At 58.9% G+C, this 24,460-nt stretch carries 25 protein-coding genes, 1 pseudogene and 1 riboswitch; of the genes and pseudogenes, 10 read left to right on the top strand and 16 right to left on the bottom strand.

Annotation, left to right across the window (positions count from 1 at the left end; all coding sequences use genetic code 11):
- Positions 1–78 precede the first annotated feature (78 nt).
- Positions 79–2,559, bottom strand: a complete 2,481-nt coding sequence (leuS, locus tag CPA42_RS04795) for a leucine--tRNA ligase (RefSeq protein WP_002519062.1) — start codon at positions 2,557–2,559, stop codon at positions 79–81.
- A gap of 48 nt (positions 2,560–2,607) precedes the next feature.
- Between leuS and CPA42_RS04790 the strand changes: the two genes are divergently transcribed.
- Positions 2,608–3,537 (top strand): VIT1/CCC1 transporter family protein, encoded by a 930-nt coding sequence (locus tag CPA42_RS04790; protein ID WP_002519063.1) that lies wholly within the window; start codon positions 2,608–2,610, stop codon positions 3,535–3,537.
- A 9-nt stretch (positions 3,538–3,546) separates the two neighbouring features.
- Here CPA42_RS04790 and CPA42_RS04785 read toward each other — a convergent pair whose 3' ends face one another.
- The gene (locus CPA42_RS04785; protein WP_002519064.1) at positions 3,547–4,569 is read right to left on the bottom strand and encodes a DUF4192 domain-containing protein; all 1,023 of its coding nucleotides are present in this window, start codon (positions 4,567–4,569) and stop codon (positions 3,547–3,549) included.
- Positions 4,570–4,674: 105 nt separating this feature from the next.
- Positions 4,675–5,028, bottom strand: coding sequence for a hypothetical protein (locus tag CPA42_RS04780; protein WP_002519065.1), 354 nt, complete (start codon positions 5,026–5,028; stop codon positions 4,675–4,677).
- Here CPA42_RS04780 and CPA42_RS04775 point away from each other — a divergent pair.
- The gene (locus CPA42_RS04775; RefSeq protein ID WP_002525446.1) at positions 5,021–5,263 is read left to right on the top strand and encodes a hypothetical protein; all 243 of its coding nucleotides are present in this window, start codon (positions 5,021–5,023) and stop codon (positions 5,261–5,263) included. The genes CPA42_RS04780 and CPA42_RS04775 overlap by 8 nt on opposite strands.
- 68 nt (positions 5,264–5,331) lie before the next feature.
- Here CPA42_RS04775 and CPA42_RS04770 read toward each other — a convergent pair whose 3' ends face one another.
- The 4 genes from CPA42_RS04770 to thiM all read right to left on the bottom strand — a co-directional run bounded on the left by CPA42_RS04770 (position 5,332) and on the right by thiM (position 9,632).
- Positions 5,332–7,038 (bottom strand): NAD-dependent malic enzyme, encoded by a 1,707-nt coding sequence (locus tag CPA42_RS04770; protein WP_002515689.1) that lies wholly within the window; start codon positions 7,036–7,038, stop codon positions 5,332–5,334.
- A 42-nt stretch (positions 7,039–7,080) separates the two neighbouring features.
- Positions 7,081–8,049 carry an L-lactate dehydrogenase gene (locus tag CPA42_RS04765; protein WP_002515491.1) on the bottom strand — a complete coding sequence of 323 codons (969 nt, stop codon included), beginning with the start codon at positions 8,047–8,049 and terminating at the stop codon, positions 7,081–7,083.
- A gap of 112 nt (positions 8,050–8,161) precedes the next feature.
- Positions 8,162–8,812, bottom strand: a complete 651-nt coding sequence (gene thiE, locus CPA42_RS04760; protein ID WP_002515453.1) for a thiamine phosphate synthase — start codon at positions 8,810–8,812, stop codon at positions 8,162–8,164.
- Entirely contained in the window at positions 8,799–9,632 is an 834-nt protein-coding gene (thiM, locus tag CPA42_RS04755) for a hydroxyethylthiazole kinase (protein WP_002515615.1), read from the bottom strand. The genes thiE and thiM overlap by 14 nt, the downstream gene beginning before the upstream one ends.
- Positions 9,601–9,714, bottom strand: a riboswitch (TPP riboswitch). Its footprint overlaps the gene before it by 32 nt.
- A gap of 56 nt (positions 9,715–9,770) precedes the next feature.
- Between thiM and CPA42_RS04750 the strand changes: the two genes are divergently transcribed.
- On the top strand, positions 9,771–9,950 hold the full coding sequence (locus CPA42_RS04750; protein ID WP_002529932.1) for a hypothetical protein: 180 nt from the start codon (positions 9,771–9,773) through the stop codon (positions 9,948–9,950).
- 276 nt (positions 9,951–10,226) lie between these two features.
- Here the strand turns inward: CPA42_RS04750 and CPA42_RS04745 are convergent, their stop codons facing one another.
- The 6 genes from CPA42_RS04745 to CPA42_RS04720 form a co-directional block, all read right to left on the bottom strand.
- The gene (locus CPA42_RS04745) at positions 10,227–11,585 is read right to left on the bottom strand and encodes an MFS transporter (RefSeq protein ID WP_002515446.1); all 1,359 of its coding nucleotides are present in this window, start codon (positions 11,583–11,585) and stop codon (positions 10,227–10,229) included.
- Between the two features lie 34 nt (positions 11,586–11,619).
- A complete protein-coding gene (locus tag CPA42_RS04740; protein ID WP_002513840.1) occupies positions 11,620–12,570 on the bottom strand; it encodes a sugar kinase in 951 nt (316 codons plus the stop codon).
- Positions 12,567–13,235 carry an L-ribulose-5-phosphate 4-epimerase gene (locus CPA42_RS04735; protein WP_002515488.1) on the bottom strand — a complete coding sequence of 223 codons (669 nt, stop codon included), beginning with the start codon at positions 13,233–13,235 and terminating at the stop codon, positions 12,567–12,569. The genes CPA42_RS04740 and CPA42_RS04735 overlap by 4 nt, the downstream gene beginning before the upstream one ends.
- Before the next feature lie 87 nt (positions 13,236–13,322).
- Positions 13,323–14,210, bottom strand: coding sequence for an L-ribulose-5-phosphate 3-epimerase (locus CPA42_RS04730; protein ID WP_002515514.1), 888 nt, complete (start codon positions 14,208–14,210; stop codon positions 13,323–13,325).
- A complete protein-coding gene (locus CPA42_RS04725; protein WP_024513553.1) occupies positions 14,207–14,860 on the bottom strand; it encodes a 3-dehydro-L-gulonate-6-phosphate decarboxylase in 654 nt (217 codons plus the stop codon). The genes CPA42_RS04730 and CPA42_RS04725 overlap by 4 nt, the downstream gene beginning before the upstream one ends.
- A gap of 5 nt (positions 14,861–14,865) precedes the next feature.
- Positions 14,866–15,858, bottom strand: a complete 993-nt coding sequence (locus CPA42_RS04720) for a phosphotriesterase family protein (protein WP_002517918.1) — start codon at positions 15,856–15,858, stop codon at positions 14,866–14,868.
- A 179-nt stretch (positions 15,859–16,037) separates the two neighbouring features.
- Here CPA42_RS04720 and CPA42_RS04715 point away from each other — a divergent pair, with 179 nt between their 5' ends.
- The 3 genes from CPA42_RS04715 to CPA42_RS04705 all read left to right on the top strand — a co-directional run bounded on the left by CPA42_RS04715 (position 16,038) and on the right by CPA42_RS04705 (position 20,169).
- The gene (locus tag CPA42_RS04715) at positions 16,038–16,982 is read left to right on the top strand and encodes a sugar-binding transcriptional regulator (RefSeq protein ID WP_002515447.1); all 945 of its coding nucleotides are present in this window, start codon (positions 16,038–16,040) and stop codon (positions 16,980–16,982) included.
- A gap of 426 nt (positions 16,983–17,408) precedes the next feature.
- Positions 17,409–17,837: a MarR family winged helix-turn-helix transcriptional regulator gene (locus CPA42_RS04710; protein ID WP_002519070.1), complete on the top strand. Its 429-nt coding sequence runs from the start codon at positions 17,409–17,411 to the stop codon at positions 17,835–17,837.
- A gap of 427 nt (positions 17,838–18,264) precedes the next feature.
- A complete protein-coding gene (locus tag CPA42_RS04705; protein WP_002519071.1) occupies positions 18,265–20,169 on the top strand; it encodes an excinuclease ABC subunit UvrA in 1,905 nt (634 codons plus the stop codon).
- 122 nt (positions 20,170–20,291) lie between these two features.
- Here CPA42_RS04705 and CPA42_RS13100 read toward each other — a convergent pair.
- From CPA42_RS13100 to CPA42_RS04675, 3 genes and pseudogenes are all read right to left on the bottom strand, one after another.
- A pseudogene (locus CPA42_RS13100) lies at positions 20,292–21,040 on the bottom strand (transposase); the annotation flags it as partial.
- 146 nt (positions 21,041–21,186) lie between these two features.
- Positions 21,187–21,708: an aminotransferase-like domain-containing protein gene (locus tag CPA42_RS04685; RefSeq protein ID WP_002525450.1), complete on the bottom strand. Its 522-nt coding sequence runs from the start codon at positions 21,706–21,708 to the stop codon at positions 21,187–21,189.
- Between the two features lie 211 nt (positions 21,709–21,919).
- Positions 21,920–22,159 (bottom strand): hypothetical protein, encoded by a 240-nt coding sequence (locus CPA42_RS04675; RefSeq protein WP_002519073.1) that lies wholly within the window; start codon positions 22,157–22,159, stop codon positions 21,920–21,922.
- Between CPA42_RS04675 and CPA42_RS04670 the strand changes: the two genes are divergently transcribed.
- The 4 genes from CPA42_RS04670 (at position 22,158) to CPA42_RS04655 (ending at position 24,358) form a co-directional block, all read left to right on the top strand.
- On the top strand, positions 22,158–22,352 hold the full coding sequence (locus CPA42_RS04670; protein WP_002519074.1) for a hypothetical protein: 195 nt from the start codon (positions 22,158–22,160) through the stop codon (positions 22,350–22,352). The two genes, CPA42_RS04675 and CPA42_RS04670, sit on opposite strands and share 2 nt — an antisense overlap.
- Positions 22,353–22,355: 3 nt before the next feature.
- Positions 22,356–22,691 (top strand): Tm-1-like ATP-binding domain-containing protein, encoded by a 336-nt coding sequence (locus CPA42_RS04665; protein ID WP_226807276.1) that lies wholly within the window; start codon positions 22,356–22,358, stop codon positions 22,689–22,691.
- A 192-nt stretch (positions 22,692–22,883) separates the two neighbouring features.
- Positions 22,884–23,999, top strand: coding sequence for a hypothetical protein (locus tag CPA42_RS04660; RefSeq protein ID WP_002519076.1), 1,116 nt, complete (start codon positions 22,884–22,886; stop codon positions 23,997–23,999).
- Entirely contained in the window at positions 23,996–24,358 is a 363-nt protein-coding gene (locus tag CPA42_RS04655) for a hypothetical protein (RefSeq protein WP_002515479.1), read from the top strand. Before CPA42_RS04660 ends, CPA42_RS04655 begins: the two co-directional genes overlap by 4 nt.
- The last annotated feature ends 102 nt before the right edge of the window (positions 24,359–24,460 follow it).

The raw sequence follows: 24,460 nt of genomic DNA, 5'->3' as shown, positions 1-24,460 counted from the left end.
AAACCTGTGGATAACACGATGCGGCGGCCAGCCTGCTATCCACAGGCCCGCCGCCTCGTGCCGGAACGGGTTAAGTCGTTATTTCGCGACGATTGATATCATCTTCGGCAGCTTGGCAATGATCTTGACGATCTCCTTGCCTTCAGTAAACCGCTGCACATTAACGTCGGCTAAAGCCACCTCGCGGGCCTCGGCCTCGGTGATATCGGGGCTCACTGTGAGCTTAGCGCGTACCTTGCCCGTCACCTGGACGACCATGGTCACCTTGTCGGCTACCAGCAGCTTCTCGTCAGCAGTGGGCCAATGAGAGTTGGCAACGGAGGGCTCCAAGCCGAGCATCTCCCACATCTCCTCAGCCAAGTACGGGGCCACTAAAGATAGCGCCTGGGCAGTAAAGGTGACAGCCTCGCGCACTGCAGGATCAGCCGGGCCGCACCCCGAATCAATGGCCTTACGGGTGGCATTGACCAGTTCCATGATCCGCGCCACAACGACGTTGTAACGCCCGCCCTCCAGCAACTCGGTGATGTCGGCGATGCTGCGATGGGTAACCCGACGCAGGGTGGAGTCGCCTTGTGTCAGGTCAGCGTCAGGATCGCTCGTGACCTCAGAGGCCACGCGCCAGGCACGCTGCAAAAACTTTAGAGTCGAGGCCGGTGAGACGTCGGCCCAATCAATGTCCTCATCTGGCGGACCGGCGAAGATAACGGTGGTACGTACTGCGTCGACACCGAACTCGTCGATCTGCTTGCCGAGGTCCACGCCATTGCCCAGCGACTTCGACATTGCCCGGCCTTCATTGATGACCTGACCCTGGTTCATGAGCCGCTGGAACGGTTCAGTGAAGTCGACCATGCCGAGGTCATGCAGCACCTTGGTGAAGAATCGGGAGTACAGCAAGTGCATAGTGGCATGCTCAACGCCACCGATGTACTGGGCTACCGGCATCCAACGACGAACTGCCTCCACGTCAAACGGGCCCTTGTCATAGTGCGGACAGCAATAGCGCATGAAATACCACGACGAGTCCACGAAGGTGTCCATGGTGTCGGTGTCACGCTGGGCAGCTCCCCCACACGACGGGCAGGCCACCGAACGCCATTCGCTGGCCTCTTCACCAGCCAGCGGTGACGTACCCTTAGGGGCAAGCTCGGCGCCGCGGAGATCGGGCAGCTTGACTGGCAGCTGATCGTCAGGGACCGGGACGTCGCCGCAGGACTCACAATGGATGATCGGGATGGGGCATCCCCAGAAACGCTGACGGCTTAGCAGCCAGTCGCGCAGCCGATAGGTGATTGTCGGCTCACCGATCCCCTTCTTGCCAAGGAACTCACACATTGTCGCGATGGCCTCAGTCTTAGTGGCGATGCCATCGAGGAATCCGGAGTTTTGGTAAGCGCCATCACCCGTCGTAGCGACCCCAGACTCGCGAGGATCAGCCTCGCCAGTGTCGATGACCGGGATGACGTCAATGCCATATGTGCGGGCGAAGTCGAGGTCACGCTGGTCATGGGCGGGCACAGCCATGATGGCACCCGTCCCGTAGTCCGCCAGCACATAGTCACCAGCCCACACCGGAACCTTGGCACCATTGACAGGGTTAGTCGCCTCGACCCCGAGGGGCACCCCGGTCTTCTCGTGATCGGTGGCTTGCCGCTCAATTTCGGACTTCTTCTTGACCTCATCGAGGTAGGTTTCAAAGGCTGGCCGGGCCTCATCGGAGACGATCTCCTGGGCCAGGGCCGAGTCAGGAGCCACCACCATGAAGGTAGCTCCGTACAGGGTGTCCGGACGGGTGGTGAAAACCCTCACTGGCTCCTTGCGACCATCAATCGTGAAATCAACGTAGGCGCCTTCGGAACGACCGATCCAGTTGCGCTGCATCGACAGCACACGCTCGGGCCATTTACCCTCGATCTGGTCCATATCGTCGAGCAGACGCTGAGCGTAGTCAGTGATGCGGAAATACCACTGGTTGAGCTGACGCTTGGTGACGACAGCACCACAACGCTCGCAACACCCATCCTTGACCTGCTCGTTGGCGAGCACCGTCTGGTCGTTGGGGCACCAGTTAGCCCAGGAGTCCTTACGGTAGGCCAGTCCCTTTTCGAAGAAACGGTTAAACAGCCACTGGGTCCAGCGGTAGTACTCCTCATCGGAGGTGTGCAGCCTCATCGACCAGTCGAAGGAAACCGCGTACCGCTTAAAAGAGGCCGCCTGAGTGTCGATATTGCGGTAGGTCCATTCCGCAGGATGGGTCCCGTGCTTGATCGCGGCGTTCTCAGCCGGCAGACCGAAGGAGTCCCAGCCCACCGGGTGCAACACGTCGAATCCACGCAGACGCCAGTAACGGGCCAGCACATCGCCAATGGCGAACGCCTCAGCATGTCCCATGTGAAGGTCACCGGAGGGGTAGGCGAACATGTCAAGCACGTAGCGACGCTCCCTGGAGCCGTCATCAAGGGAGGCGAAGGTGCGGTGCTCCTCCCAATACTTGGACCACTTCTCTTGGGCTGCGACTGCGTCGTAGCCCGTTGTCTCGCGCACCTGGTCGCTCACGTCACACCTCTCGGATCCACTACGGGTCTAACCAGACCCGCGACACATATGGGTTTGAGTCTAGCGAAACCTCCCCACACCAAGCGTCAGGGTTCCCTGTCCTTCCTTGTAGGCAGTCTCGGACAAGGGCACAGTAACGGAGTGAGCATCACGGCGCACGGCGTGAACACGCCTAGGGAGGAGACGGAGATGTCCTCTATCCCGAACATGTCTGCCTTGGCCCTCGCGCACGACGCTTCTTCGACCGAATCAACTCGCTCTTCGACGCCCAGCCGTCAGCCTCACGAACCTGACAAGGGCACGGGTAGCCTCAATTCGAAACTCAATTGGTTACGTGCCGCAGTGCTGGGCGCCAACGACGGCATCATTTCGACAGCCGGCATCGTGATGGGCGTCGCTGGCGCCACCGTCGACCGTTCCTCCCTCCTTATTGCTGGTCTGGCTGGTCTGGCCGCCGGCGCTTTGTCGATGGCTGGCGGCGAGTATGTCTCCGTGAGCTCCCAGCGCGACATTGAAAAGACCGTCATGGCTAAGGAAACCGCTGAGCTACGCGACTTCCCTGACGAGGAGCTTGAGGAGCTCACGGGGATCTACACGGAAAAGGGGTTGTCCCGTGGCACTGCTCGTCAGGTGGCTCTGGAACTCACCGCCCACGACCCGCTGCGTGCCCATGCCGAGGCCGAGCTAGGCCTTGACCCCGACGAATACACCAACCCGTGGCATGCCGCCTTCGCCTCGATGGCGGCGTTCACCGTCGGCGCCCTAGTGCCACTGCTGGCCATGGTATGTTCCCCGACGGCGACCCGGGTCTACATCACCATCACCGCAACGATCGTCGGCCTGTTCCTCACCGGTTTGGGCTCGGCTCTTGCCAGTGGCAGCGGAAAGACCCGTCCAGTCGCCCGCAATATCATCGTCGGTATGTGTTCCATGACGATCACCTATCTCACCGGTCACCTCGTCGGTACGCGGGTGTAACTTCCGCCGCTACGCCGATAAGTTGATCTCCTCGTCTACCTGCTCTTCTAAAAATGGGTGGGCAATCACTGCCGGGTCATGGTCCATCACGTCCCACAGCTTGGGCGGTACAAAAGCGTCAACGATGACTGTCAGCGCAGCTGGCAGGTCGGCTGTTCCCACCATGAATTCGCATCGCCGAGCGCACACCGCCGCCACTGCTCCTTCACCGCTCAACCATCCTGCCAGTCCGCACAGAGACAGCGGTGCTGGCGCCATCCGATCAGGAATGATCTCGACTGCTCGACTCCATATTCTGAGCCACCGTGACGCGTCGGCCCGTTCCATTGACATCCACAGTCTGCGCGCTACGTCGGAACGCTGGACGGCAACCGCTAGCTCCGTCACAACCGCATCGTTGATCTCATCGCCAGACTCAAAGAGGGCTTGACACCTGACCTCCACGGTGTTGTCATCTTTGCGGGAAAGCCGCCGCCGGGAATTGGCCAGGAGTCTGCGGGTATCTGGATCACAGGTGCGCCCAGGGCCCGAGAGTTTATCGACGAGGCTGGTGCGACTGGGCAGGACGGTTAGCCCGCGATAGACCGCTTCGGCTGCAATGGTCGGATCCGGAACAAAGCGGTGGTTTTCGCCACAACCCTGTTCATCGCAGAAGATACTGCGCCAATACTCACCGTCAGTCCACGCGGCGTCACCAATATTCATGCCCTTCATCGCCTCGACGGCCGATGCCAGAGTCACCATACCGCGATCTTGATCTTTGCTGAACGCTAAGACGACCGTTCGACCCTGCCCTGCCAAGGGACCGACCCGCGCAGCGAAGGCATTCATAGCCGGGGCGGATTCGAGGCCATCGAGATCAGCTCGGGCAACGAAACCCTGACACGCGGCACCGTCGTCGGCGACAATCATGAGCAGGCTCTCAGTAGGCTGAAATCCCAAGAGGTACGGCGCCAAGGTCACCGCTTCTTCGACGGTTCTGACGGTCAGCGGATCACGGTTATCAGCGGTGGAGGAATGTAGTGCTGTCATACCTCCAGTTGTCGTCTCGACCCCGCCACATTCGCCAAGCAATTTCGAATCTGTGGACAACTCCCATCTGCGCCACCTTGTCTTGACGCCATGCTGTGGACAACATCAGCCGCGCGCAACAACGTACAGTAGAGCCACCATGAACCAACCGCCTGACATCAACCAGTACCGGCCGCCGAAACGCCACGGCGGCTGGATCGCCGTCATCATCGTGACAGCGCTCGTCGTCGCGCTGGTCATCGTTGCACGCCGGGTCACGACCGAGCCGGCGAACCCCGTCACGCCGACGCCGTCCCCCATTGCGACATCCGCGTCCTCGACTCCGACGCCCATTCCGGCATCGGCTACTGCGGTCGCCTCCTCTTTACCCTTCTCCTCGAAGGATGATGACACCGAGGGGAGGTGGTCAATCGACCACGTGGAATGGGGACCTAACACCGTCACCCTGACGATGACCATCGCGGTCACCAAGGGTTCTTTGACCGACTACATCTTCTTCATCATGGAGAACCAGTCAACCGATATCCATCAGGCGAGCCAGCCCCCTACAGGCTCACTCGGCACTGGTGTATCCCAAGGCCACAAGGTTCACGGCACGATCACGATCGATTGTCCACGAACCGATGCCACCGTCATGCTTACCCACGGGTCAGGGATGTCCTCCCCCATTTCGGCATTAATGATCAGAGCGTAGCTCGCGCCTCATACAAAGCATGCGCATGAAGCGCGAGCCTGGCATCAGCCGACCTCTCAGTCAGCGCATCAGACAACCGCGATGCGCGGGTAACGCGGCTGCCACATCGCCGAGAACACCTTCTCAACTGGATTGTCCGTGACCTCGGTTGCCACGCCCTCCTCCATCGCCTGCTGGGCAACAGCAATGGCCACAGATGCCGACAATGGCCTTAGGCTCTTGATTGACGGCAACAGCGAAGCTCCCACAACGCGGTTATCGATATGCATCGCCACCGCCTCGGCAGCGGCCGCGATCATGCCGCTAGTGACCCGGGACGCCCGAACAGCGATAGTTCCCAAACCAATTCCTGGGAACACCAGAGCGTTATTCGCCTGCGCGATCTGATAGGTCACACCATTGACCATGACTGGCTTGAACGGCGAACCGGTCGCGACCAAAGCACGTCCGTCAGTCCACGTGAGTACGTCGGACGGCAGGGCTTCAGCCTTACGGGTCGGGTTCGACAGTGGCATGATGACCGGACGCTCACACTGGGCAGCCATCGTCTTGACGATGTCCTCGGTGAAGGCACCGGGCTGGGCGGAGCAGCCGATAAGGATCGTCGGGTGGACGTTTCGTACCACGTCACCGAGCGTGTACTGGTCTGGGCTATCGAGGGTCCAGCCTTCGAACTCCTCTTTACTGCGGGCGAAGGGTTGCTGAAAGTCGCGCAGACGTAAACCTTCGCGCAACAAGCCATGGGATCCAAGCCCCCAGAAATGGGAGCGAGCCGTCTTTTCGTCAGCGCCCTGGCTCACCATAAGCTGCACCAGCAGGTTGGCAATTCCGGTACCAGCCGAGCCCGCCCCATGGATGACAATGCGGTGATCATTCAGCGGGATCCCCGACGACTTAACGGCGCTCAGCACTGCCGCGACGACGACAGCCGCGGTGCCCTGGATGTCGTCATTAAACGTGCAGTAGTCGTCGCGGTATTTGTTGAGAATCCGGGTGGCGTTGCCGGCCGCAAAATCCTCCCAGTGCAGTAGGGCGTGGGGGAACATCCGGTGAGCGGTCTCGACATATTGCTGGACGAACTCGTCGTAACGCTCGCCGCGCACGCGGGGGTGACGTACCCCAAGGTAGCCATCGTCGTTAAGACGTTCCATATTGTCGGTACCGACGTCGAGAATGACCGGGAGCACGCGGTGAGGGTGAATCCCTGCAGCTGCGGTGTATACGGCTAGCTTTCCTACCGTGATCGCGACGCCACCGACACCTTGGTCGCCGATGCCCAGGATGCCCTCCGCATCGGTGGCCACGATGAGGTCGACGCCGTCAGGGCCATGACCCAACTGTGCGAGAGCCTGCTCCATGTCTTCCGGATCATCGATGGACAGGTAGATGCCGCGCGGACGGTCGTACCAGTGGCTGTACTCCTCAATCGCTTTGCCGATGGTCGGCGTGTAAACGATTGGAAGCATCTCCTCAATATGCTCGGCAAGGAGGCGGAAATACAGCACCTCATTGCGGTCATGCATGTGGTTGAGGTACAGGTACTTGGCTAGGTCATCAGGCTGCGCCGAATACTGTGCGTAGACCCGCTTGAGCTGATCAGTGATTGTCATGACACCCGACGGCAACAGGCCGGTGAGACCAAGCGCCTTTCGCTGCTCGATAGTGAAGGCAGTGCCCCGATTGGCCAGAGGGTTCGTCAACACCTCCTGGCCACGGGCCGCAATCCTTAGAAGGCCTCCGTCGTCATCATGCGCATACTGAAAGGGAACTGACATATCCCCTAGCTTATGCGGTCAGCAGCACAGATGTTCATCGGGTCAAGCGATCGATGACAAAGTGTCACGCAGCCGTTCCGCTGAAGCCTTGAGAGAAGCGATTTCTTCGGTATCCATAGCAACGGGGACGACCCCCTCAATGCCGTCACGGGAGACAATGCAGGGCATCGATAGGGCCACCCCCGATATTCCGTGCATGTCCGTCATGACGCTCGACAATGGCAGAACGGAGCGGCCTGGACGGAGCAAAGCCTCGGCTAGACGAGCGCCCGTCAAGCCAATGGCGTAGTTCGTAGCGCCCTTGCCCTCAATAATCTTGTAAGCCGCGTAAGCCGCCTCGTGGGCTAGGTCAGCCAGTACATCCTCGGTAAACACCCGGTTACCGTCAACTGCCCAGTCGCGGATCGGTACACCGGAGATATTGGCTGTCGACCACAGCGGAAACTCCGAGTCGCCGTGCTCGCCCACAATGGTGGCATGGACATGACGCTGCTCGACGTTGGCCCACTGACGGATGAGCCAACGCAGCCGCGAGGTGTCGAGCATCGTACCGGTGGAAAAAACACGGTTGGCGGGCAATCCGGTGGCCTCCTGGGCAACGACGGTGAGGACGTCACACGGGTTGGTCACTAGCACGAACAGGGCGTTCGGGGATTGCTCAACGAGCTGTGGCATGAGGGAACGCAAAATATTGGCGTTGACGCCGGCGAGGTCTAGGCGAGTCTGGCCCGGCTTTTGTCTGGCCCCAGCAGTAATGAAGACGACGTCAGAGTCAGCAGTGTCGTGGACGTCAGCACCGCCCATGACCGAAGCAGGGGTGAACTGAGTGCCGTGGGCGAGATCCGCCACCTCGGCCTCGACCTTGTCCTTGGCGATGTCGTAGAGGGATACCAGGCCGGCCGATCCACGGATGAGGCAGGCGTAGGCCAGTGAAGAACCGACTGAACCAGCACCGACAACGGAAATTTTGGAGGCGCGACGAGTGGCGTCAAAAGTGCTCATGACGGTCATCTTAAGGTGCCTTCGCGCCTGATTCAGAACGCTGCGCACCAGGTCCGCTCATCTGAACAAGATGCCAGCATCTATGGCCATTTGTGCACGTCTCCACACCAGGCCATGGTCATCATTCCTTCGCCGTACGCCACGCCTCCGCAAGTTCCCGTGCACTGGACTTGGGGTCGGTACTCCGGCAAATCGCCGAGACGACGCTCAGGCCGTCACATCCCACCCGGGCTACGTCTTGAGCATCGGATGCGCTCACCCCACCGATGACGCACACCGGCCACGGGCTGGCGTTGACGACATCACGAATCTCAGCCAGGCCGAGCTCCCCAGCCTCAGGTTTGGTTCCAGTACCATGCAGGGCCCCAACTCCCAGATAGTCGACGATGTCACGCCCCTGGGACAGGGCGGCCTCCACATGGGCGGGAGTCTGAGCGGACAAGCCGATGAGTAGATCGTCGCCCAGAATCGCACGGGCCTGGTCGACCGGCATGTCAGACTGCCCAACATGGACACCATCGGCCCCAATTTCGGCAACGAGATGTACGCGGTCATCAATGATGAGGGGCACCCCTCCCGACACACAGATCTCTCTGACGCGTCGCCCCAAAGCGACGAACTCGTCATCGGACAAGTCGTGGTCGCGGAATTGGACCAGAGTCACCCCGCCGGCGATAGCGTGGCGCACGGTCTCAACAACCTCGTCAGGTCCGCCACACTGGGCGGTGTCGGTGACGAGGTAAACCGACAGATCAAATTCAGGCCGTGACATCGCGGAGCCCTCCCCGCTCACCAACCTCGTCGGGTGATACCAGGAATAATTCGTCAACAAGAGCTTGCGCGAAAGCCCCCGGACCAGCACTGCGCTCAGCTGCCCGTTCGGCGGCGACACACAACATGGCGGTCGCGGACACGGCCGCGATGAGGTGGTCATTCTGGATTCCCGCAAAGGCTGCCGTGAGAGCTCCCAGTGAGCACCCAACTCCAGTAACCCGCGTCATCCACTCATGCCCCGATGACACGATCACATGCCGGTCCGCATCGAGGATGTGATCGACGGGGCCGCTAATGGCCACTACGCAGCCGTAACGGCGGACGAGCTGAGTCGCGGACGCCAAGGCATCCTCAACAGCATCTCCTGCCTCCGGACCTCGAGCGGAGGCACCAGTACCGGCCAATGCCAACACCTCAGAGGCGTTCGCCCGGATGACGGCTGGAGCGGCGACGTCCAAGGTATCCAGGGCCACCCGAGTGCGCCATGGCATGCCTACCCCCACCGGGTCAAGTACCCATGGTGTGTTGCTGCTTGCGGCACCGCGCGCAGCAGCAATCATGGCCTCAGCGGTCTCCCGGTAGGGAGTTCCGGTGTTGACGAGTACACCGTCGGCAATGGAGGCGAATCCCTCGGATTCCTCGGGATTGTCGACCATGGCAGGAACCGCCCCTGCAGACAGCAACACGTTAGCGGTGAAATTAGCCACGACGATGTTCGTCAGGCACTGCACCAGCGGCTTGTCTCGGCGTAATCGCTCTACAGATTCCGCCACCAAATTCGACAATTCAGTCATGTCAACCACTCCCTTCGCCGGCATGATCCGGACAGGTTCCGGCGGTCGGCACCTTCGTGGCGCCCTCTCAGCCCACAGCGATCAGTGGGCTCCCGCGTCGTTGCCTTCTAACCTACCGCCGTGCCGTGCGCTCACGACGGTCCTCGCCCTACTAATCGGGAAATGCCGTCTCAAACCAGCTCCAACCAGGCAAAGATCCGGGTGACACCATGCCGGCATAGCCCCCACCTTGACCCTGACGTTGAGGTTCTCGACGCTGCTACGTCAGAGGTTGCCGAGACCGAAACCTCGTTGTCATGGAGAGCTGTCGGGGACAAAGAGATGCTGTGCAACGGCCTATGACGACTTGACACGTTGGATTCCGCAACTGCAGCAGCCACCAGTGACGAGCACAACATCTATCACTGTAAAGGACAGCAAGGCCTGTAATGCCGTCTATCCATCGTGGACGCCGTTAAGGCCACCAAAGAACCTCCAGATCTCACTGTCAACGTCGTAAATCACTCCGCACCGCTCGATCTGGCGTGTCGAGGACCCCTAAACCACCCCGTCAAGTCACGGCCTCGGTCAATCCTTTGAGGCAGGTACAGGCCCTCGACATCAGGATCATCTAATTGGTCAGATCGTGTCGAGCGAGGTGCCACGAGTTTCGCGGGCAAACATGTACGTCATACCGCCAATGACTAGCAGCACAGCGAACAGGATGAATGCCGGAAATACCGCGTCCAGGGTGACATTCTGCTTGACGGCAGATCCGCCCACCATGAGTCCCATAAGCGCCGGACCGATGATCTTGGCGGTGGCGCCGATGCCGTAGCCCAGTCCCAGACCAGTCGAGCGAGCTTCGTTGGGGAATTGCTCGGCGCCGAAAGCATTGAGGATGCCGAAGGCGCCGTCGGCGAAGGCCATCGCAATGAGGACACCGACGAAGAAGATCTGCCAGCCCCAACCCAGGCGGGCCGAAAGGGCGATGATGAGAGTCCCGCCAGCACCGATGAGGCCAAACGACAACATGGTGGCTCTCCGACCAATGCGGTCTGCCAGCCATGCTGATAGGAAGCGCCCGATGAGATCGGCCAGGGAAACGAACATGAACAGGGTCCCGACTTGCTCGGGAGACTTGCCAAAGCCGGTCTTGAGCAGGGTCTGGCCCCACGACTGAATCGTAAAAGAGCCCAGAATGAAGCAGAATGATCCCAGACTGACGATGAGAAGACTCTTGCGGTATTTACCAAAGACAAGTGAGTAGGAAGCGTCTTGGACGTGTTCAACGGCAGGCAAATCTCCAATGTCGTCAGCGGGTATATCGAGTGCCCAGGCTAGGGCCTCGCGTGCTTCCTTATCACGCCCATGACTCTGTAGGAACCGTGGTGATTCGGGCACGAAACGGATCCACACCAGCAGGAAAACAGGAATGGCGCCCAAAGCGATGAGGGCACGCCAATTATCGCCCAGTGCATTTTGTGCTAACGACCCCAAGAACAGACCGAGGGGGATGAATACCGACGCCAGGCCGGCAAGAAGACCGCGCTGCTTAGCAGGCACGAACTCCTGGACGTAGGGAATCGAGGTGATATTAAGTCCGCCGACTCCGATCCCCACGCCAATACGCAAAATGGCGAGCATAATCCAGCCACGATCTGGGGTGAACACTGATACTACAGTGAACACGACGAACAGGAGCACGCACCAGAAGAAAGAGGAGCGGCGTCCGATCTTGTCGGCAAGACGTCCCCACATGATGGCGCCAATGACCGTCCCCAGACCGGAACAGGCGAGAATGACGCCCGCCTCAGTGCCAGTCAGATTCCATGGCTTAGTCAGGACGGATACGACGAAACCAATGAGGAAGATATCAAAGAACTCGGAGATATTTCCGACGACGGCTAGGGCAACAAGATTCTTCTGATTGCGCGTTAAGGGACGCGAATCGATGAGGTCTAGAGCTGATTGTTTGGGTGTTGTTGAGGTGGACATGTGAGTGTGTCTCCTGTCTGCGCTGTGATCAGGTTCAGCGCAGAATGTCGGTATTCGGGGGAATATTGAGTTCGCTAGGGCTCACACGAGTCAGATCACCGTAATGGGTTAGAGCGTAGGCGGAGGTCCGCTGTCCATAATGGATTCCCTGCACCACGTCACCTCCGAGATACCCGTGAAGGGTTCCCGCGACAAAGGAGTCTCCCGCGCCCGGGCGGTCGATGACGGGCACCTGAACCACGGGGAACGTGCAGTCGCCGCGCTCGGCGTCCGAGAAGTACACACCATTGATTTGATCGGTAGACACGACCGTCGGGACCCCAAACAGTTCACGCAATTCGCGGCATGCCTGCTCCCCATCAGATTCGATGCCGAAGACGGCCTTGCCATCACGCACCGAGCAGAAGACAATATTCGACATCCTTGCAATTGGTTCCAACACCTCACGAGCGTGCTCCGGACCCCACAGCAGGGACCGGTAGTTGACGTCGAGGGCGACGGCAATGCCACGGCGGTGAGCCTCGTCAACGAAGTGACGCACCACAGCCGCAGTATTCTCGGTTAAGGCAGCGGTGATGCCAGTGACAAAGACCAGACGGGTATCGAGCAAGGCCTCCCAGTCGAGGTCCTCGACGGTGACGTCGCGGAACGGGGTGTGCTCCCGGTCGTAGAGCACGCGGGCAGGCATCGGATACTCACCGGGCTCCATGAAATACAACGCGACGCGCCCTTCGGGCTTCATACAGATGTGGGAAACGTCGACCCCAACACTGCGGAACTCGTTGACGACCCGATCAGTAAGATCGCCCTTCGGCATGACAGAGGCCCAACAGGTACTGCGCCCAAGTTGAGACAACAAGCCGGACACATTGGCCTCGGAGCAGGCTGCGGTGGCACGCAACTGCTGGGCATTAATGAGACGTTCACCCTTATAGCAGGTGAGCCGGATCTGCCCCTCGCCGATGGTCGAGATGTCGTAGGTCATGCCGTCACCCCCGTGGATGCTGCCGCAGTGCCGTAACGGTTGGTGTATCGATCGTGGTTGGAGTCGATCTCCGACTGTGGAAGTGGGGAGATCTCGCCGATGAGTTTGGCGTAGGTGAGGGTCTTGGCGACGTCCTCAACCATGACAGCTGCTTTGATGGCCTTCTCGATCGAGGTGCCGACAGTGAAGACACCATGCTTTTTGAGTAGCACCGCTGGCGACTGGTCAATGAACCTCATGATCTGCTCACCAATCTGTTCAGTGCCAATCTGGGCGTAGTCGCCGCACGGCACTGGCCCCCCAAACTCATCAGCGATGGCCGTCACTGCACAGGGGATGTCCTGGCCAGTGGCCGCCCACGCGGTGGCGAAGGTGGAATGGGTGTGGATAATGCTCCGAATGTCGTCGCGACGTCGGTAGACATACAAGTGTGAGGCGGTATCGGAGGACGCTCCTCGATGCCCCTCCACGACCTTGCCGTCAAGGTCGACAACAACCATATCGTCCGGGGTCATAGCGTCATACAGCATCCCGGACGGCTTGATGACGACAAGGCCGGTCTCAGGGTCCCGAGCGGACAGGTTGCCCGAGGTCCACGTCACAAGTCCATGACGGGGCAGTCCGAGGTTGCCTCGACAGACGTCTGTCTTGAGCTTTTCAAGCATGAAGGGTTCTCCTTTGAACAATAATGAAAATTTGTAGAGGCGCAGAACTGGGCGGCCCGGAATTCATGCCGAGCCCCCAGCCCAGGGTCAAAAGAGGGCGCGGCGAACCGGGATTCCAGCGGTCCTAAGATGCTCCTCTATGAACTGGCGTGCTGACGCACTGCGCGTGTTGGAATCGGGAGCGTCGTCGTTCCACATCTCGATCATCATTCGGCCGCGCCAACCCTGCTCAGCAAGGACAGCGAAGGACTCGTCCCAGTCGACGGTGCCCTCCCCCATTGGTACCCGACGAGGCTCGCCCGGCCTAACATCCTTGACGTGGATCGCGACCATGTGGCCCCGCCCGGCCTCGAGTTCGGTCACGACGTCAAGCTGTTGCTCGGCAATGTTGCCAAGGTCTGGGTACACCTGCAGGTAGGGCGAGTCGGCAAGCTTGACAAACTCCATCGCCTTCCGGATAGAGGTGACGTCGGTGCCGTCAACATTCTCGATGCCCATGACGACCCCCAGCCGTGCAGCCATCGGGACGGCATCGAGCAGGAGGTCGGTGTACCACTGCTCGGCATGGTCGTTCATCTGCTCGTAGTAGCAGTAATACCCCGCGACCTGAAGCACAGGAGCGCCAAGGTCGTGGCACAGCTGCAATCCTTCGCCCATCACCTCCCGAGCTCGCTGGCGCACGGCTGGGTCGGCACTACCAGGGCCAATACGCCGATGTACCGACAAGCAGACACCACCAATAGCGGTTTCTGTGGCCTCAACGCAATGGCGCACCATGCGACGCCGGCGCTGGTCCCATCCGAGCCGTGCCATCCTCTCTTCAGACTCATCGACGGACAGGTCGACGAAGCTGAATCCTGCCTCGGGTACCTGGTTTAGGAAGCGTCGCCAGTCGTCGTCGGTAGCCAAGGGGTTGCCGACGAGGGCTTTCTCATAGATGCCGAGGGTCACCCCGTCGGTCAGCGATTCGGTCATTGCGGCCACACCTCATCCAAGGTGGAGCGCAGTCGTTTCGCGGCAGCTTTGGGATCATCAGCAGCGACAATTGAGCGACCGGCAATTACGATGCCGGCCGGATGCCCAGCGAAAACCGGAAGGTCTTCGGGGGTGATTCCTCCGGTGACGGTGACGGTGAATCCCATTCCTGCCAGCTCGTCGACCCGCCCGAGGTCTTCTGGTTTCCAGGAGAGGTCTCCGGCGGCCTCGCGGTCACGGGAACGCTTGACGATGACGTGTTGGACGCCGAGTGTGCGCCATCTGCGGGCACGCTCGGCGTCGTACCACTCGTCGGCGAGCTCGACTTGCACTTCACCGCCGAACTCCCCGGCCACTTTGCATACTTGGTCGATGGTTGTCAGGGATGCTCCGGCGACACAGGAGACGAGGTCGGCGCCTGCTTCAAAGCACATTCGGGCGATCTTGGCCCCGGCTTCGGCAATGCGAACGTCAGCAAGAATTGTCTTGTCAGGGTAGGCAGCCCGGATAGCCCGCACCGCATCCATTCCCTCAGCAAGGACGAGGATGGTACCGCACTCGATGATGTCGATCTGGTCGACGGCGGTGGCCAACGGAGCCAGGGCCGACGGCAGATCATAGGTGTCAAGAGCGATCTGAAGTCGTGGCATCGTCGTCACCCGGCCAGCGGCTCGAAGCCGAAGAAGGTGGCCGCGTTGTTGATGAGGAGGTCGTTAACGTAGTCGCGGTCGACGCCTTCGTCTTCGACGAGACGTGGACAGAAGACGGCCGGATCGTAATCGATGCCTGAGACCGAACCGTAAACCTTTTGGTAAGAGGCCTTACCGGAGTCGGTGCCCAACAGAATCTGCTTGCCGTAGCCCTTCTCACCGAGGGTCTTCACGAGGTTGACGCGGGTGTTATCCGGGACGTACTTGATGCGGTTAGTGCCGTCCAGCTCGACGTAGCAGCCGAGCTTGCAGATCTGCTCGTGAACCCAGGGATCCCAGTTGCGCTGCATATGGCCGATAGCGATTTTGGCCGGATCAACACCCTGGTCAACAAGGAATCTTGCCTGCTCAGGGCCACAAGTTCCGGCCGTCACGTGGGTGTTAATGGGACAGCCGGTCTCCTTAGATGCGATGGCGACGGCTTGGCCGGACTTCTTTTCCCACTCGGTGATCTTGCCGTAGGCGGTGGCCCACTTGATGACGCCCGCCTTGACGTTGGTGCGCTCGACAATGGGGCCCATATAGTCGAAACGGTCGATGCCCTCAACGATGTCGGCGATGAGTAGATCGGCGATCTGAGTGACGGTGTACTGGTTGACCCAGCTCTGACGCCACTCGAGGTAGACCTTCTGCTGGTGGAATCCGGTGGCTTGGACGACCTGCAGCCCCGGAACCTTCTCGACGACCTGGAGGGTTTTGAGCACGCCGCGGCCTGAGGAGGCCGGGCACATGTCGATGATGGTTCCCCCAGCGGCCCAGCTCTTAGAGGCCTCGACGAAATATGTAGCCTCCTGGGCTGCCTTGTCGACGTCGTCAAGCAAGTGGTCAGGGTCGATGTAGACCTCCCCGGCTCCGACGCGGATGAGGTGATCGTGGGCATTGACGACGCCGAGGGTGTCGGGCGAAACGTCGCCATTGATGGTACGAACGACGGCCATTGGAGTGATTCCTCTCTCACGACTGTGTGACGGGAACCATTGAGCCGCCGCCACAGCAACCCCGCAAGGCCATGAGTTCACACATGTGAATTCATCCTAAGCAGAAAGGCTAGTATGGTGGCTTTACTTCCCGTTTTAACGGTGGACCTACCACAAAGATTCACATCTGTGAGACACTCATGACTGATCGCGAACACATCCAAACCTTGCTGACGGTCGCGCGGCGGTACTGGTTAGAGCAGGCCACTCAAGCCGAAATCGCCGCCGAGATCGGCTACTCCCGCTCGATGGTGTCCAGGCTTCTTGACGAGGCGAGGCGTCGCGGGATCATCACGTTCACAGTGCAGCATCCTTTGGAGCGAGCCATCGAGTTAGAGGACGCTCTGACACGCACCTTCGGGCTGACCTGCGCCCGAGTCGCGATGTCCAACGACAATGCCACGGCCGACGAGGTGGCGCGGATGGCAGCCGACCTGGTGACGACGTACATGCATCCCGATTCGGTAATCGCGTTGTCGAACGGGCGCGGGGTGGCGTCAGTGGTGCATGCGATGACGCCGATACGCCGTCCGGGGGCCACGGTGGTGCAGGCTATTGGTGGGACAGCCAAGGGAAATTTGTTGTTGGACTCTCCCGAGTTGTGCCGTCAGCTAGCAGAACGAATCGGGTGTGCATACCGGGTGATGCCGGCTCCGGTGCTGGTGTCGAATCCTCAGGCAGCGGCCGCGTTGAAGGCCGAGGAGTCAGTGGGTATGACGATCGCGATGGCCTCTCACGCAGACATCTTGGTGACCGGCGTAGGAACAGTCGGAATGCATTCGGTGGCGCCGATCTTCGACCACGTGATGTCGGAGCGCGCACACACAGAGTTGTTGTCACGCGGGGCCGTAGGACACATCTGCGGGCATCACGTCGATACCCGGGGTCGTCACATTGACGCAGACTTTTGTCAAGGGTTGATGGCAGTTCCGCTGGACCGGATTCCATCAATCACCCACGTCATCGTCAGCGCCTTTGGATCCGAAAAGGTGCCGGCCCTAACGGCAATTCTGCGAGGTAAATGGGTGACGGATCTGGTAACCGACATAGCGACGGCGAGGGCGGTGCTAGGCCATCTTGACTGAGATTCCAGTGGCTCGCCGGCTGTTAGGAACAGCATCCTGGCCGGGGGACGATTTCCGTGAACGCTGACGCCACACGGACCAGTATGGCAGGTTCACGGTTTCGCGTCCCAGTAGTTGGGCGAGCTTCTTTGAGGAGCGATCCCACTGCCGGGTCTAGTAAGACATCGGATTTGATACGCGTGGTCTTGCGTTGGCAGGTTTACGCTCAAGGGCTCTGATTATTGGCTCGCGTTGGCGGATACATGTTTCAGCGTTAGTGCCAGTCGAAACACACCCGTCGGTTGCCGCGATATGGATGACTTAGCAGTGAAGCTCTGGCCTTCCGACAATCTCGCGTCCCTACCCGGATTTTCACGACCTTCCACGACCAGACCCCCAACTGTGATATAGTTTCCATACGGCAACTATATTTGAGGGGAAACTAGAATGGACCTCCGAAGCATCCTGATGCATCTTCAGTGTGAGCTGGTCGCAGAGCGTTCCCTAGTGAATCCGCTCGACATTTCCTGGCTGCAATACGATGTTCTCCTCCAGCTGGACAGAGAACACGAGATGCTGCCATCTGAGCTCAGTCTCGTCATGGGGATCTCACGCACGAAACTGTCTAAGGCGTTAAAGAGCTTGAAAGTTATGGGCTACGTTCGCCAGACCCCAAGCAAGTCAGACGGCAGAGAGCTGCGCACGTCCATAACTGAAAGCGGCAGACGCTTGCTCGAGGATATTTCGCTTCAGCACACCTCCCTGTACGAAACGGCGATTAGGTCGATGACGAAGGATGAGCTGGAGGTATTTGCTCGCTTGTCTGAAAAGCTGTCTTCTTCCCTCAAGCAGCAACGGATTGCGAGCCATGCGTAACCTCAGGAAGGATATCGTTTCGCGCAGCTCCGTGGGCTCGATCCAAATCCACGGTGCCAAGACACATAATCTGCGAGACGTCACAGTTTGCATCCCCAAGCATGCGCTTGTCGGCGTCGCCGGGGTTTCTGGTTCTGGAAAAACTTCCTTGGTATCTACTCTGGCAGCCGGGGCACAACAAGCCGTGTCCTCGCTTTTTCCGGCTTTTGTGCAAGCTAGGTTGAATACCTTGGAACCTGGCCTGGTCGATGGCTTGCAAGGTCTGACCTTCACCGCGATCGTCGGGCAAAAGAAATTCAGTGGAAATGCGCGCTCATCAGTGAGCACGGCCAGCGGTATCGCGCCATACCTGCGCCTGCTGTTCTCCCGGTCAGGGTCTCCCTCTGCAGGTTATTCTCCTTCGTACTCACCGAATGATCCGCGCGGCATGTGCATGGACTGCTCCGGCTTGGGCTATGTGGACGGTATCGACCTGCAAGAGCTTATCGCCCCCGACAGGAGCTTGAATGAAGGAGCTGTCCGCTTCCCCTCGTTCGAACCTGGAACTTATCGATGGAAACGTCTAGTGTGTTCTGGACTCTTCGACCCCGATGTGCCGTGGAAAGAACTGCCCGAGGCATCACGCAAGCTGCTCCTTCACGGCCAGGGAGTCCGTTTGGAGCGTCCCCTCACCGGCTATCCCAAACATGGCATCTTCGATGGGATCATTCCTCGCCTTAAAGCGTCATATTTGGAAAAAGCCAACGCGAAAACAACCGAGAAGGAAGATGCCGCACTGCGTAGGATCGTAAAGCGGGTCGTATGTCCTCATTGCCACGGTCAGCGCATTAACGAGGCAGCCCGCGCCAGTCGAATCGAGGGGCTCAACATTGCTGAAGCATCCCATTTGAGTATCGATGAATGCATTGCCTTTATCAAAACCATAACCGACGAGATAACTGAGGCACCCCGCCAAGCGGTTTTAGCAAGGCTGAACAACATGCGCGACATCGGCCTGGGGTATCTCAGCCTCGACCGTCCGACGGACACCCTTTCCGGCGGTGAAGCTCAACGGCTACGCCTCGTTAGCCTCTTGGACGCACCCATCACCGACGCAACTTTCGTGATGGATGAACCCTCAAGTGGACTGCACCCTGCCGATATCGAACGCCTGCTACGGTCGCTAAGGAAACTGCGGGACTCTGGGAACACTGTGATCATCGTCGAGCACAATCTGCAGGTCCTGGCCGCCTGCGATCATGTCGTTGAGCTCGGGCCGGGCGCGGGAGATGATGGCGGACGGGTTCTATTTGAGGGCAGCCCTCGGAGTTTGACCCGTAGCGACACCCCAACGGGAAAAGCACTGCGTGCAGGAATCCAACTGAATCGACGTTCTCGCCCCGCAACCGACGTCATAGAGGTCACTCACGCCCGCTGCAACAACCTGGGTGATGTGTCTGTGAGCTTTCCGGTCGGGGCACTCACGGTCGTATCTGGGGTGGCGGGTTCCGGAAAGAGTTCGCTGGCATCTGCTTTGGCCCAGCAGCACCCGGAAGTCACCATCATCGATCAATTGCCACTAGCAGCATCCAGCCGCTCCTCCATATTGACTGCTCTGGGTCTTGAATCCCCAATCCGTGAAGCCTTTTCCAAAATCTCAGGTTTGACTACCAGCTGGTTCAGCGCGAATGGGAAAGGCGCGTGCCCCTTGTGCAAGGGACGCGGCACGACACACGTAGACATGGCCTTCATGGATGACGTCCAAACACCGTGTGAGCGCTGCGGCGGCAGGAAGTTCAACGAAACCACGATGGCAGTCCGACTCCCAATGGGCTCGCTTAACCCCACGATCGCGGATGTTCTTGACAGCGGTTTGAATCAGGTCAGCGAACTATACGCCACCCAGGATGACGTGCTCACCGTCATATCCTTGCTCCAGCAGGTTGGCCTCGGCTATCTCACCTTGGGACGGACACTAAACACGCTCTCTGGCGGTGAGCTCCAGCGGATAAAGCTCGTCCAGTTCCTCAAGGAACATCGGGAGGAACAGGAAAGCGTGCTCGTATTAGATGAGATTACGACCGGATTACATCCCAAAGATGTAGAGCAATTGATCCAATTTTTACGCCGATTGTCCGAGAGGGGTGCAACCGCCATCGCGATCGACCATAACCCAGGGCTCATCTCTCAGGCCGATTACAACATCGATATCGGCCCAGGCGCGGGGACTCAAGGCGGCACGGTAGTCTTCACCGGAACAGCATGGGGACTGGCTAACTGTCCGGCGTCCACGACAGGAAAATGGCTTCACAAATTGGTCTGCTCACCCGCCGGCGTTGAACCAGCCCCATGAGTATTTTCTTGTGTTGACAGATGAAAACAGCAGGAGATCTGCTTGCCGAGTAGCCAGCGTTTTTCGCCGCTTTAGGATAAAGGAAATTCCGCCACCGTGGTGATTGACGGAGAAAAGGACAGTTATTTCCCTCTAGAGGTTTTCGGGCTTTTCACGGTTCGGGAGTGTTGTTGGGGTCTGGATCTGCCGGTTTCCAAGAGGGATCTGGTGGTGCCGTGGGTAAGGAGGGTCTGAAAGCTACGGGCGGTGCCGTGGAGGTGTTCGAGACATCCATTGATCGCTTCGGTGGGGCCGTTGCTGGAGTCATGGTGGTAAGAACGCGAGGATATCCTCGCCGCGCTTGGTCAGGACCCGGCCAAGCTTGCAGACCGCGGCAAGGCTGGTGGGGGCGGCTGAGGCAATTGAGTTAATCAAACGGGTCATGGTCTTCTTGCCCTCTGCTCGCGTGCTGGCGCGGTAGACGGCGAACATGCGCTAATAGACCCCTATGTGGCCTCGACTTCGACGTGCCGATCAGCGGCGAACAGCTCATTCACGCGCTGCTGTTGCTTGTCAGTGGGTAGATGATCTGCGCCGGTGGGGAGGGTTCGCTGATTCTGGTAAGCAGGTGGTGCCTGCGGTCCCGGGTGCTGTACAGCTCGATTTGGACCCGGCACCGACACAAGTCGAGCGCGTCACCTGCGAGGCGGATGACGTAGATGCGGTCCACGACCGTCGTGGCCTTGGGGATTTCTTCAGCCGCAGCCGTCTTGAAGCCGGCGAAACCGTCCATCGCGACGATTCAGATGCCGTCACGCCAAGTCCGGGATTGGGCCGGCAGCCAGGTCTTGAAGACCTGTTTCAAACGCTCTTCGACCATCGCCAGCCTCCTGCGCCCACGCGCCCTTCATACGTTTCGAACGTGAGTGAGTGTATTCCCAACGACCGCCAGTTTTGATCGCACTCACGTTCCACTCATGCGAACAACCAACCCCGCAACCCCTCCAGCCGCCGCAGCACCGTGCGGGCGCACCCGAATCAATCGGCGTCATCACCTATCAGAGACGGCTCGGCGCAGCATTCCCAATGCTTTCTCGAGCGACTCCGGTTCATGCCAGACAGGAAGCCGCAACATTGTCCGCTGCCCGTCATAAGCCGAATATCCCGGCCCCGGAGCCAGTCGAACCCCCACTCGTTTCGCAGCTTCAGCCAAAGCTGAGGAGTCATTGTGAGTATCGGCCCACAAACCAGTACCACTTTGTGATGCGGTCCACACCCACGCCGGAAACACGTCGCTAACAACCTCACATGTTGCCCCCCGGCCGGCTTGAAGAGCGCTCGTCGCTCTCGACGCGCTTCCCCCACATGCGTCATCAGGTTGGTGGCAACCACCTGGGTTGATATGGGGCTGGCAAGATCCTCCGCCTTGCGACGCTCGATCAGTTGCCGAATGCGCGTCGAACTGGCTCTCAACCATCCGATTCTCAGACCACCCCAAAACAGTTTCGACAGTGTTCCGATCGTGAGTACCAGATCATCGCTCATCTCTCCTGCCAACATGGGAGCGGGTAATCCCGATGCAGTGAGGTCATACGAGCAGCAATCCTCGACAACGGGAACACTATAGTGATCAAGCAAGGCAGCAAGGGCTTTGCGATGGCTGGGAGCCATCGTCAGACCAGTCGGATATGGATGTTCGTCTGGTAATAGAACATCGCTGGCGCACGTCGCAAATCGCGGTCAACGAGATCAAGAGCCAGACCTGCGACAGTCAGCATACGCCGGTGTTAACAGCGATCCGCTGCGGGACCGTGGGAACTCCATCACGAGCGAACGGTTCCGCGATAGCCGCACGCAATATGGGTAGTCCAGCCGGTTCAACAATCCCAAAAGCCTCCGCCACGGTTTGCCGAGATACTTGCAGGGCCAACTTCGACAACCACACCTGGAGTATTGCCCTTCTTCGCAACCAGCGGTACAACCATATAGGCCAATTCGTCTCAAGCAGCATGGTGCAGGCAGAATCACCGAACTACGGTCATGATGACATGATCACGAAGGAGTGTTTCATGGCCGCAATTGCTGTGTTCGGAACCTTGGATACCGAGGGAGACGAGCTCGACTGGCTTCGTCACCGCATTCTTACCAACGGCAGCAAGGTAGAGTCATCATCGATGTTGGCTCATTCTCCAACAGCCGCATAGCCGATTGGATTCCCCAAGCTCCTGGTTTCCACGATGTCTTCCGGAGATGCCAGAGCCTACGTGGGACAGGCCGACGTCACACTTATGTACTCCGTCGTTAACGTGGCCGACATCAATCACGTATCGCGCATGGTCTTCGCGAATGCATCCGCCGCTATCGCAGCCATGGTCAAAGAGTACGAAGAAGCTGGAATCGTCAGCAACACAGCTCACAACAAACCGGTCGCTGGCCTGACGATGTCCGGATTGACAACGCCCGCCGCTGACGAAGCCGCAAGACTTGGGTACGAAGTCCTCGTCTTCCACACAACTGATTCCGGTGAGAAATCGATGGAATAGCTCGCATCGTCTGGACTACTCACGGGAATATGTGACTAGGAGATCCAGATTAGAAGGCTATCCAGATGATTCCTCAAGAATTTTTCCATGTACTCGGTCGGACTCCTCCATGAGATGAAATAGTTCACAGGCGGCAGTCTCGGCAAAAGGAAACTACCCGCATAGCTATGTAGACGTGGTAGTGTAACCACCATGAAGAAAGAGCACGAACGTTCTCTCCCACTCGCTCTCCCGGACGATTATTTACTTCCGTATGGTACTGAGTTGTCGCCGTCCTCATTCACGAAGACCATGGACAACACATACATCGTCGACGCCCTCGACTCCCACGGCAACCCGGCCCATTATGAAATCGCCGTCAATGGCAATCTCGCCAAGTGCACTATCGACGGGGAAGCAGCATCTTACGAGAATCCGTACTCACATCGAGATACCGGGGCGGAAGCCCCGATCCTTGATTGGTTCGACTGGATCGCATCCCAGGACGCTGCAGGGCACCGTTATCTTGATAGCGACATTTACGGTGGGCAAACCGTAGCAGCCAAACTATTCTGCGCAGAACACAACCTCGTTACCTACAGTTCAACCAAGTGCTGTGTCAGCAATTTCTCGACTCTGTCGGAGTTTCAGGAGTGGCTCGACAGCAGCGTGCTCCAGGAAACTCCCATGCGAGCCGAGGTGGTCGGCCTCTTGACAGACCCTGAGCAAGCGCGAAAACCCTTCAGCTACGCCTTCGACCTCCTCGACGCGATCGAGGGTCCAGATGCGGTGAGCGAGCTCAAACTTGCAACTGCTGGTGAAAAAGATTGTGGCCTGAGACTTACTTCCGCCAACTTTGGCGGCAATGAAATCCTCCTAGAAGATGGCCGTACCATGGGTAGAACGGTTTCCATGGTCAAGGCATGCTACGACGATGGCACCCAGCCCACATGGATGCATGCAATTGGATTCGTGCCGAAAACATACCTCCCCGAAATGAACGTCCGCGTCGTTCACGAAAATGACGCGGCTTGGTGGGGCATACTCGTCGACCAGTTGGACGTCTGTCTGGTCCTTCCCCGTCCTTCCGCCGAACGACAACTCGACACAAACGTCAAGGTCCATATGGACCGGGATGGCACCGAAGCGTTCATCCGGTTCTCCCCCACCGACGAGTGTGAACTAGTCAACCGACTCGACGACCGCTTCAAACGTAAATGGGGACGGTGGCTCGACTCATCCATCGTCCTCGACAATCGCGAGATCCAGGACGCTGTCACCCACATGGAGTCGATTCTTGACAAGGAATACGGAGGCCGAACGGCATGACTGAGAAACAGGTACGAACTGTCCTTCCAACCAAGGATGAGCCGAGAGCTCATCGCGGCCGCTCGACGGAATTCGATGATGGAGGCCCCGATGACTTCGACATCCCGGGTGAAGGCGGCGCGGCGTGCGCTTGGACCGAATCGCTTTGCGTTGACTCCGTCACGCGCTTCATTGTCCGGGTACCCGTCCAGGAAGGAATAGATCCGGAAATTGAGCGGTACTGTGACCGACATTGGGTGCTCAAGCTTGCCGAAATTATTGAGACGGATATGCCTATTTGTAAGCACTCTCTACGCGACCACGTCATTTCGACTGGTGAGCTAGTCGGGGATACTTGGGAGGTGCGTACCGAAGGCTAACTAACCTCGTCCGCCTTCGTCAACGGCGCCCTGCGCTGAACAGTGGGCCGCTCAAGTATTGCCAATCCGGTAGTTTTCTGCGAGCTCGCATAAGGTCTTCTC

The sequence above is a fragment of the Cutibacterium acnes genome (assembly GCF_003030305.1).
GTDB lineage: Bacteria > Actinomycetota > Actinomycetes > Propionibacteriales > Propionibacteriaceae > Cutibacterium > Cutibacterium acnes.
Note: the sequence above shows the minus strand (reverse complement) of the source record. Positions and strands in the feature narration are given on the sequence as shown.

Coding starts and splice junctions, on each gene's coding strand:
- CPA42_RS04735 (WP_002515488.1), bottom strand. CDS start 13,235: ATGCTTGAAAAGCTCAAGACAGACGTCTGTCGAGGCAACCTCGGACTG.
- CPA42_RS04660 (WP_002519076.1), top strand. CDS start 22,884: ATGAAGAAAGAGCACGAACGTTCTCTCCCACTCGCTCTCCCGGACGAT.
- CPA42_RS04765 (WP_002515491.1), bottom strand. CDS start 8,049: ATGACCGTCATGAGCACTTTTGACGCCACTCGTCGCGCCTCCAAAATT.
- CPA42_RS04740 (WP_002513840.1), bottom strand. CDS start 12,570: ATGACCTACGACATCTCGACCATCGGCGAGGGGCAGATCCGGCTCACC.
- CPA42_RS04785 (WP_002519064.1), bottom strand. CDS start 4,569: ATGACAGCACTACATTCCTCCACCGCTGATAACCGTGATCCGCTGACC.
- CPA42_RS04675 (WP_002519073.1), bottom strand. CDS start 22,159: ATGCTGCTTGAGACGAATTGGCCTATATGGTTGTACCGCTGGTTGCGA.
- CPA42_RS04710 (WP_002519070.1), top strand. CDS start 17,409: ATGGACCTCCGAAGCATCCTGATGCATCTTCAGTGTGAGCTGGTCGCA.
- CPA42_RS04705 (WP_002519071.1), top strand. CDS start 18,265: ATGTGCATGGACTGCTCCGGCTTGGGCTATGTGGACGGTATCGACCTG.
- CPA42_RS04790 (WP_002519063.1), top strand. CDS start 2,608: ATGGGTTTGAGTCTAGCGAAACCTCCCCACACCAAGCGTCAGGGTTCC.
- CPA42_RS04745 (WP_002515446.1), bottom strand. CDS start 11,585: ATGTCCACCTCAACAACACCCAAACAATCAGCTCTAGACCTCATCGAT.
- CPA42_RS04685 (WP_002525450.1), bottom strand. CDS start 21,708: ATGTTGGCAGGAGAGATGAGCGATGATCTGGTACTCACGATCGGAACA.
- CPA42_RS04725 (WP_024513553.1), bottom strand. CDS start 14,860: ATGCCACGACTTCAGATCGCTCTTGACACCTATGATCTGCCGTCGGCC.
- CPA42_RS04750 (WP_002529932.1), top strand. CDS start 9,771: ATGCCGTCTCAAACCAGCTCCAACCAGGCAAAGATCCGGGTGACACCA.
- CPA42_RS04780 (WP_002519065.1), bottom strand. CDS start 5,028: ATGGTCATCGTCAGGGTGACGGTGTTAGGTCCCCATTCCACGTGGTCG.
- CPA42_RS04730 (WP_002515514.1), bottom strand. CDS start 14,210: ATGACCGAATCGCTGACCGACGGGGTGACCCTCGGCATCTATGAGAAA.
- CPA42_RS04670 (WP_002519074.1), top strand. CDS start 22,158: ATGGTGCAGGCAGAATCACCGAACTACGGTCATGATGACATGATCACG.
- thiM (WP_002515615.1), bottom strand. CDS start 9,632: ATGCCGGCGAAGGGAGTGGTTGACATGACTGAATTGTCGAATTTGGTG.
- thiE (WP_002515453.1), bottom strand. CDS start 8,812: ATGTCACGGCCTGAATTTGATCTGTCGGTTTACCTCGTCACCGACACC.
- CPA42_RS04775 (WP_002525446.1), top strand. CDS start 5,021: ATGACCATCGCGGTCACCAAGGGTTCTTTGACCGACTACATCTTCTTC.
- CPA42_RS04715 (WP_002515447.1), top strand. CDS start 16,038: ATGACTGATCGCGAACACATCCAAACCTTGCTGACGGTCGCGCGGCGG.
- CPA42_RS04655 (WP_002515479.1), top strand. CDS start 23,996: ATGACTGAGAAACAGGTACGAACTGTCCTTCCAACCAAGGATGAGCCG.
- CPA42_RS04770 (WP_002515689.1), bottom strand. CDS start 7,038: ATGTCAGTTCCCTTTCAGTATGCGCATGATGACGACGGAGGCCTTCTA.
- CPA42_RS04720 (WP_002517918.1), bottom strand. CDS start 15,858: ATGGCCGTCGTTCGTACCATCAATGGCGACGTTTCGCCCGACACCCTC.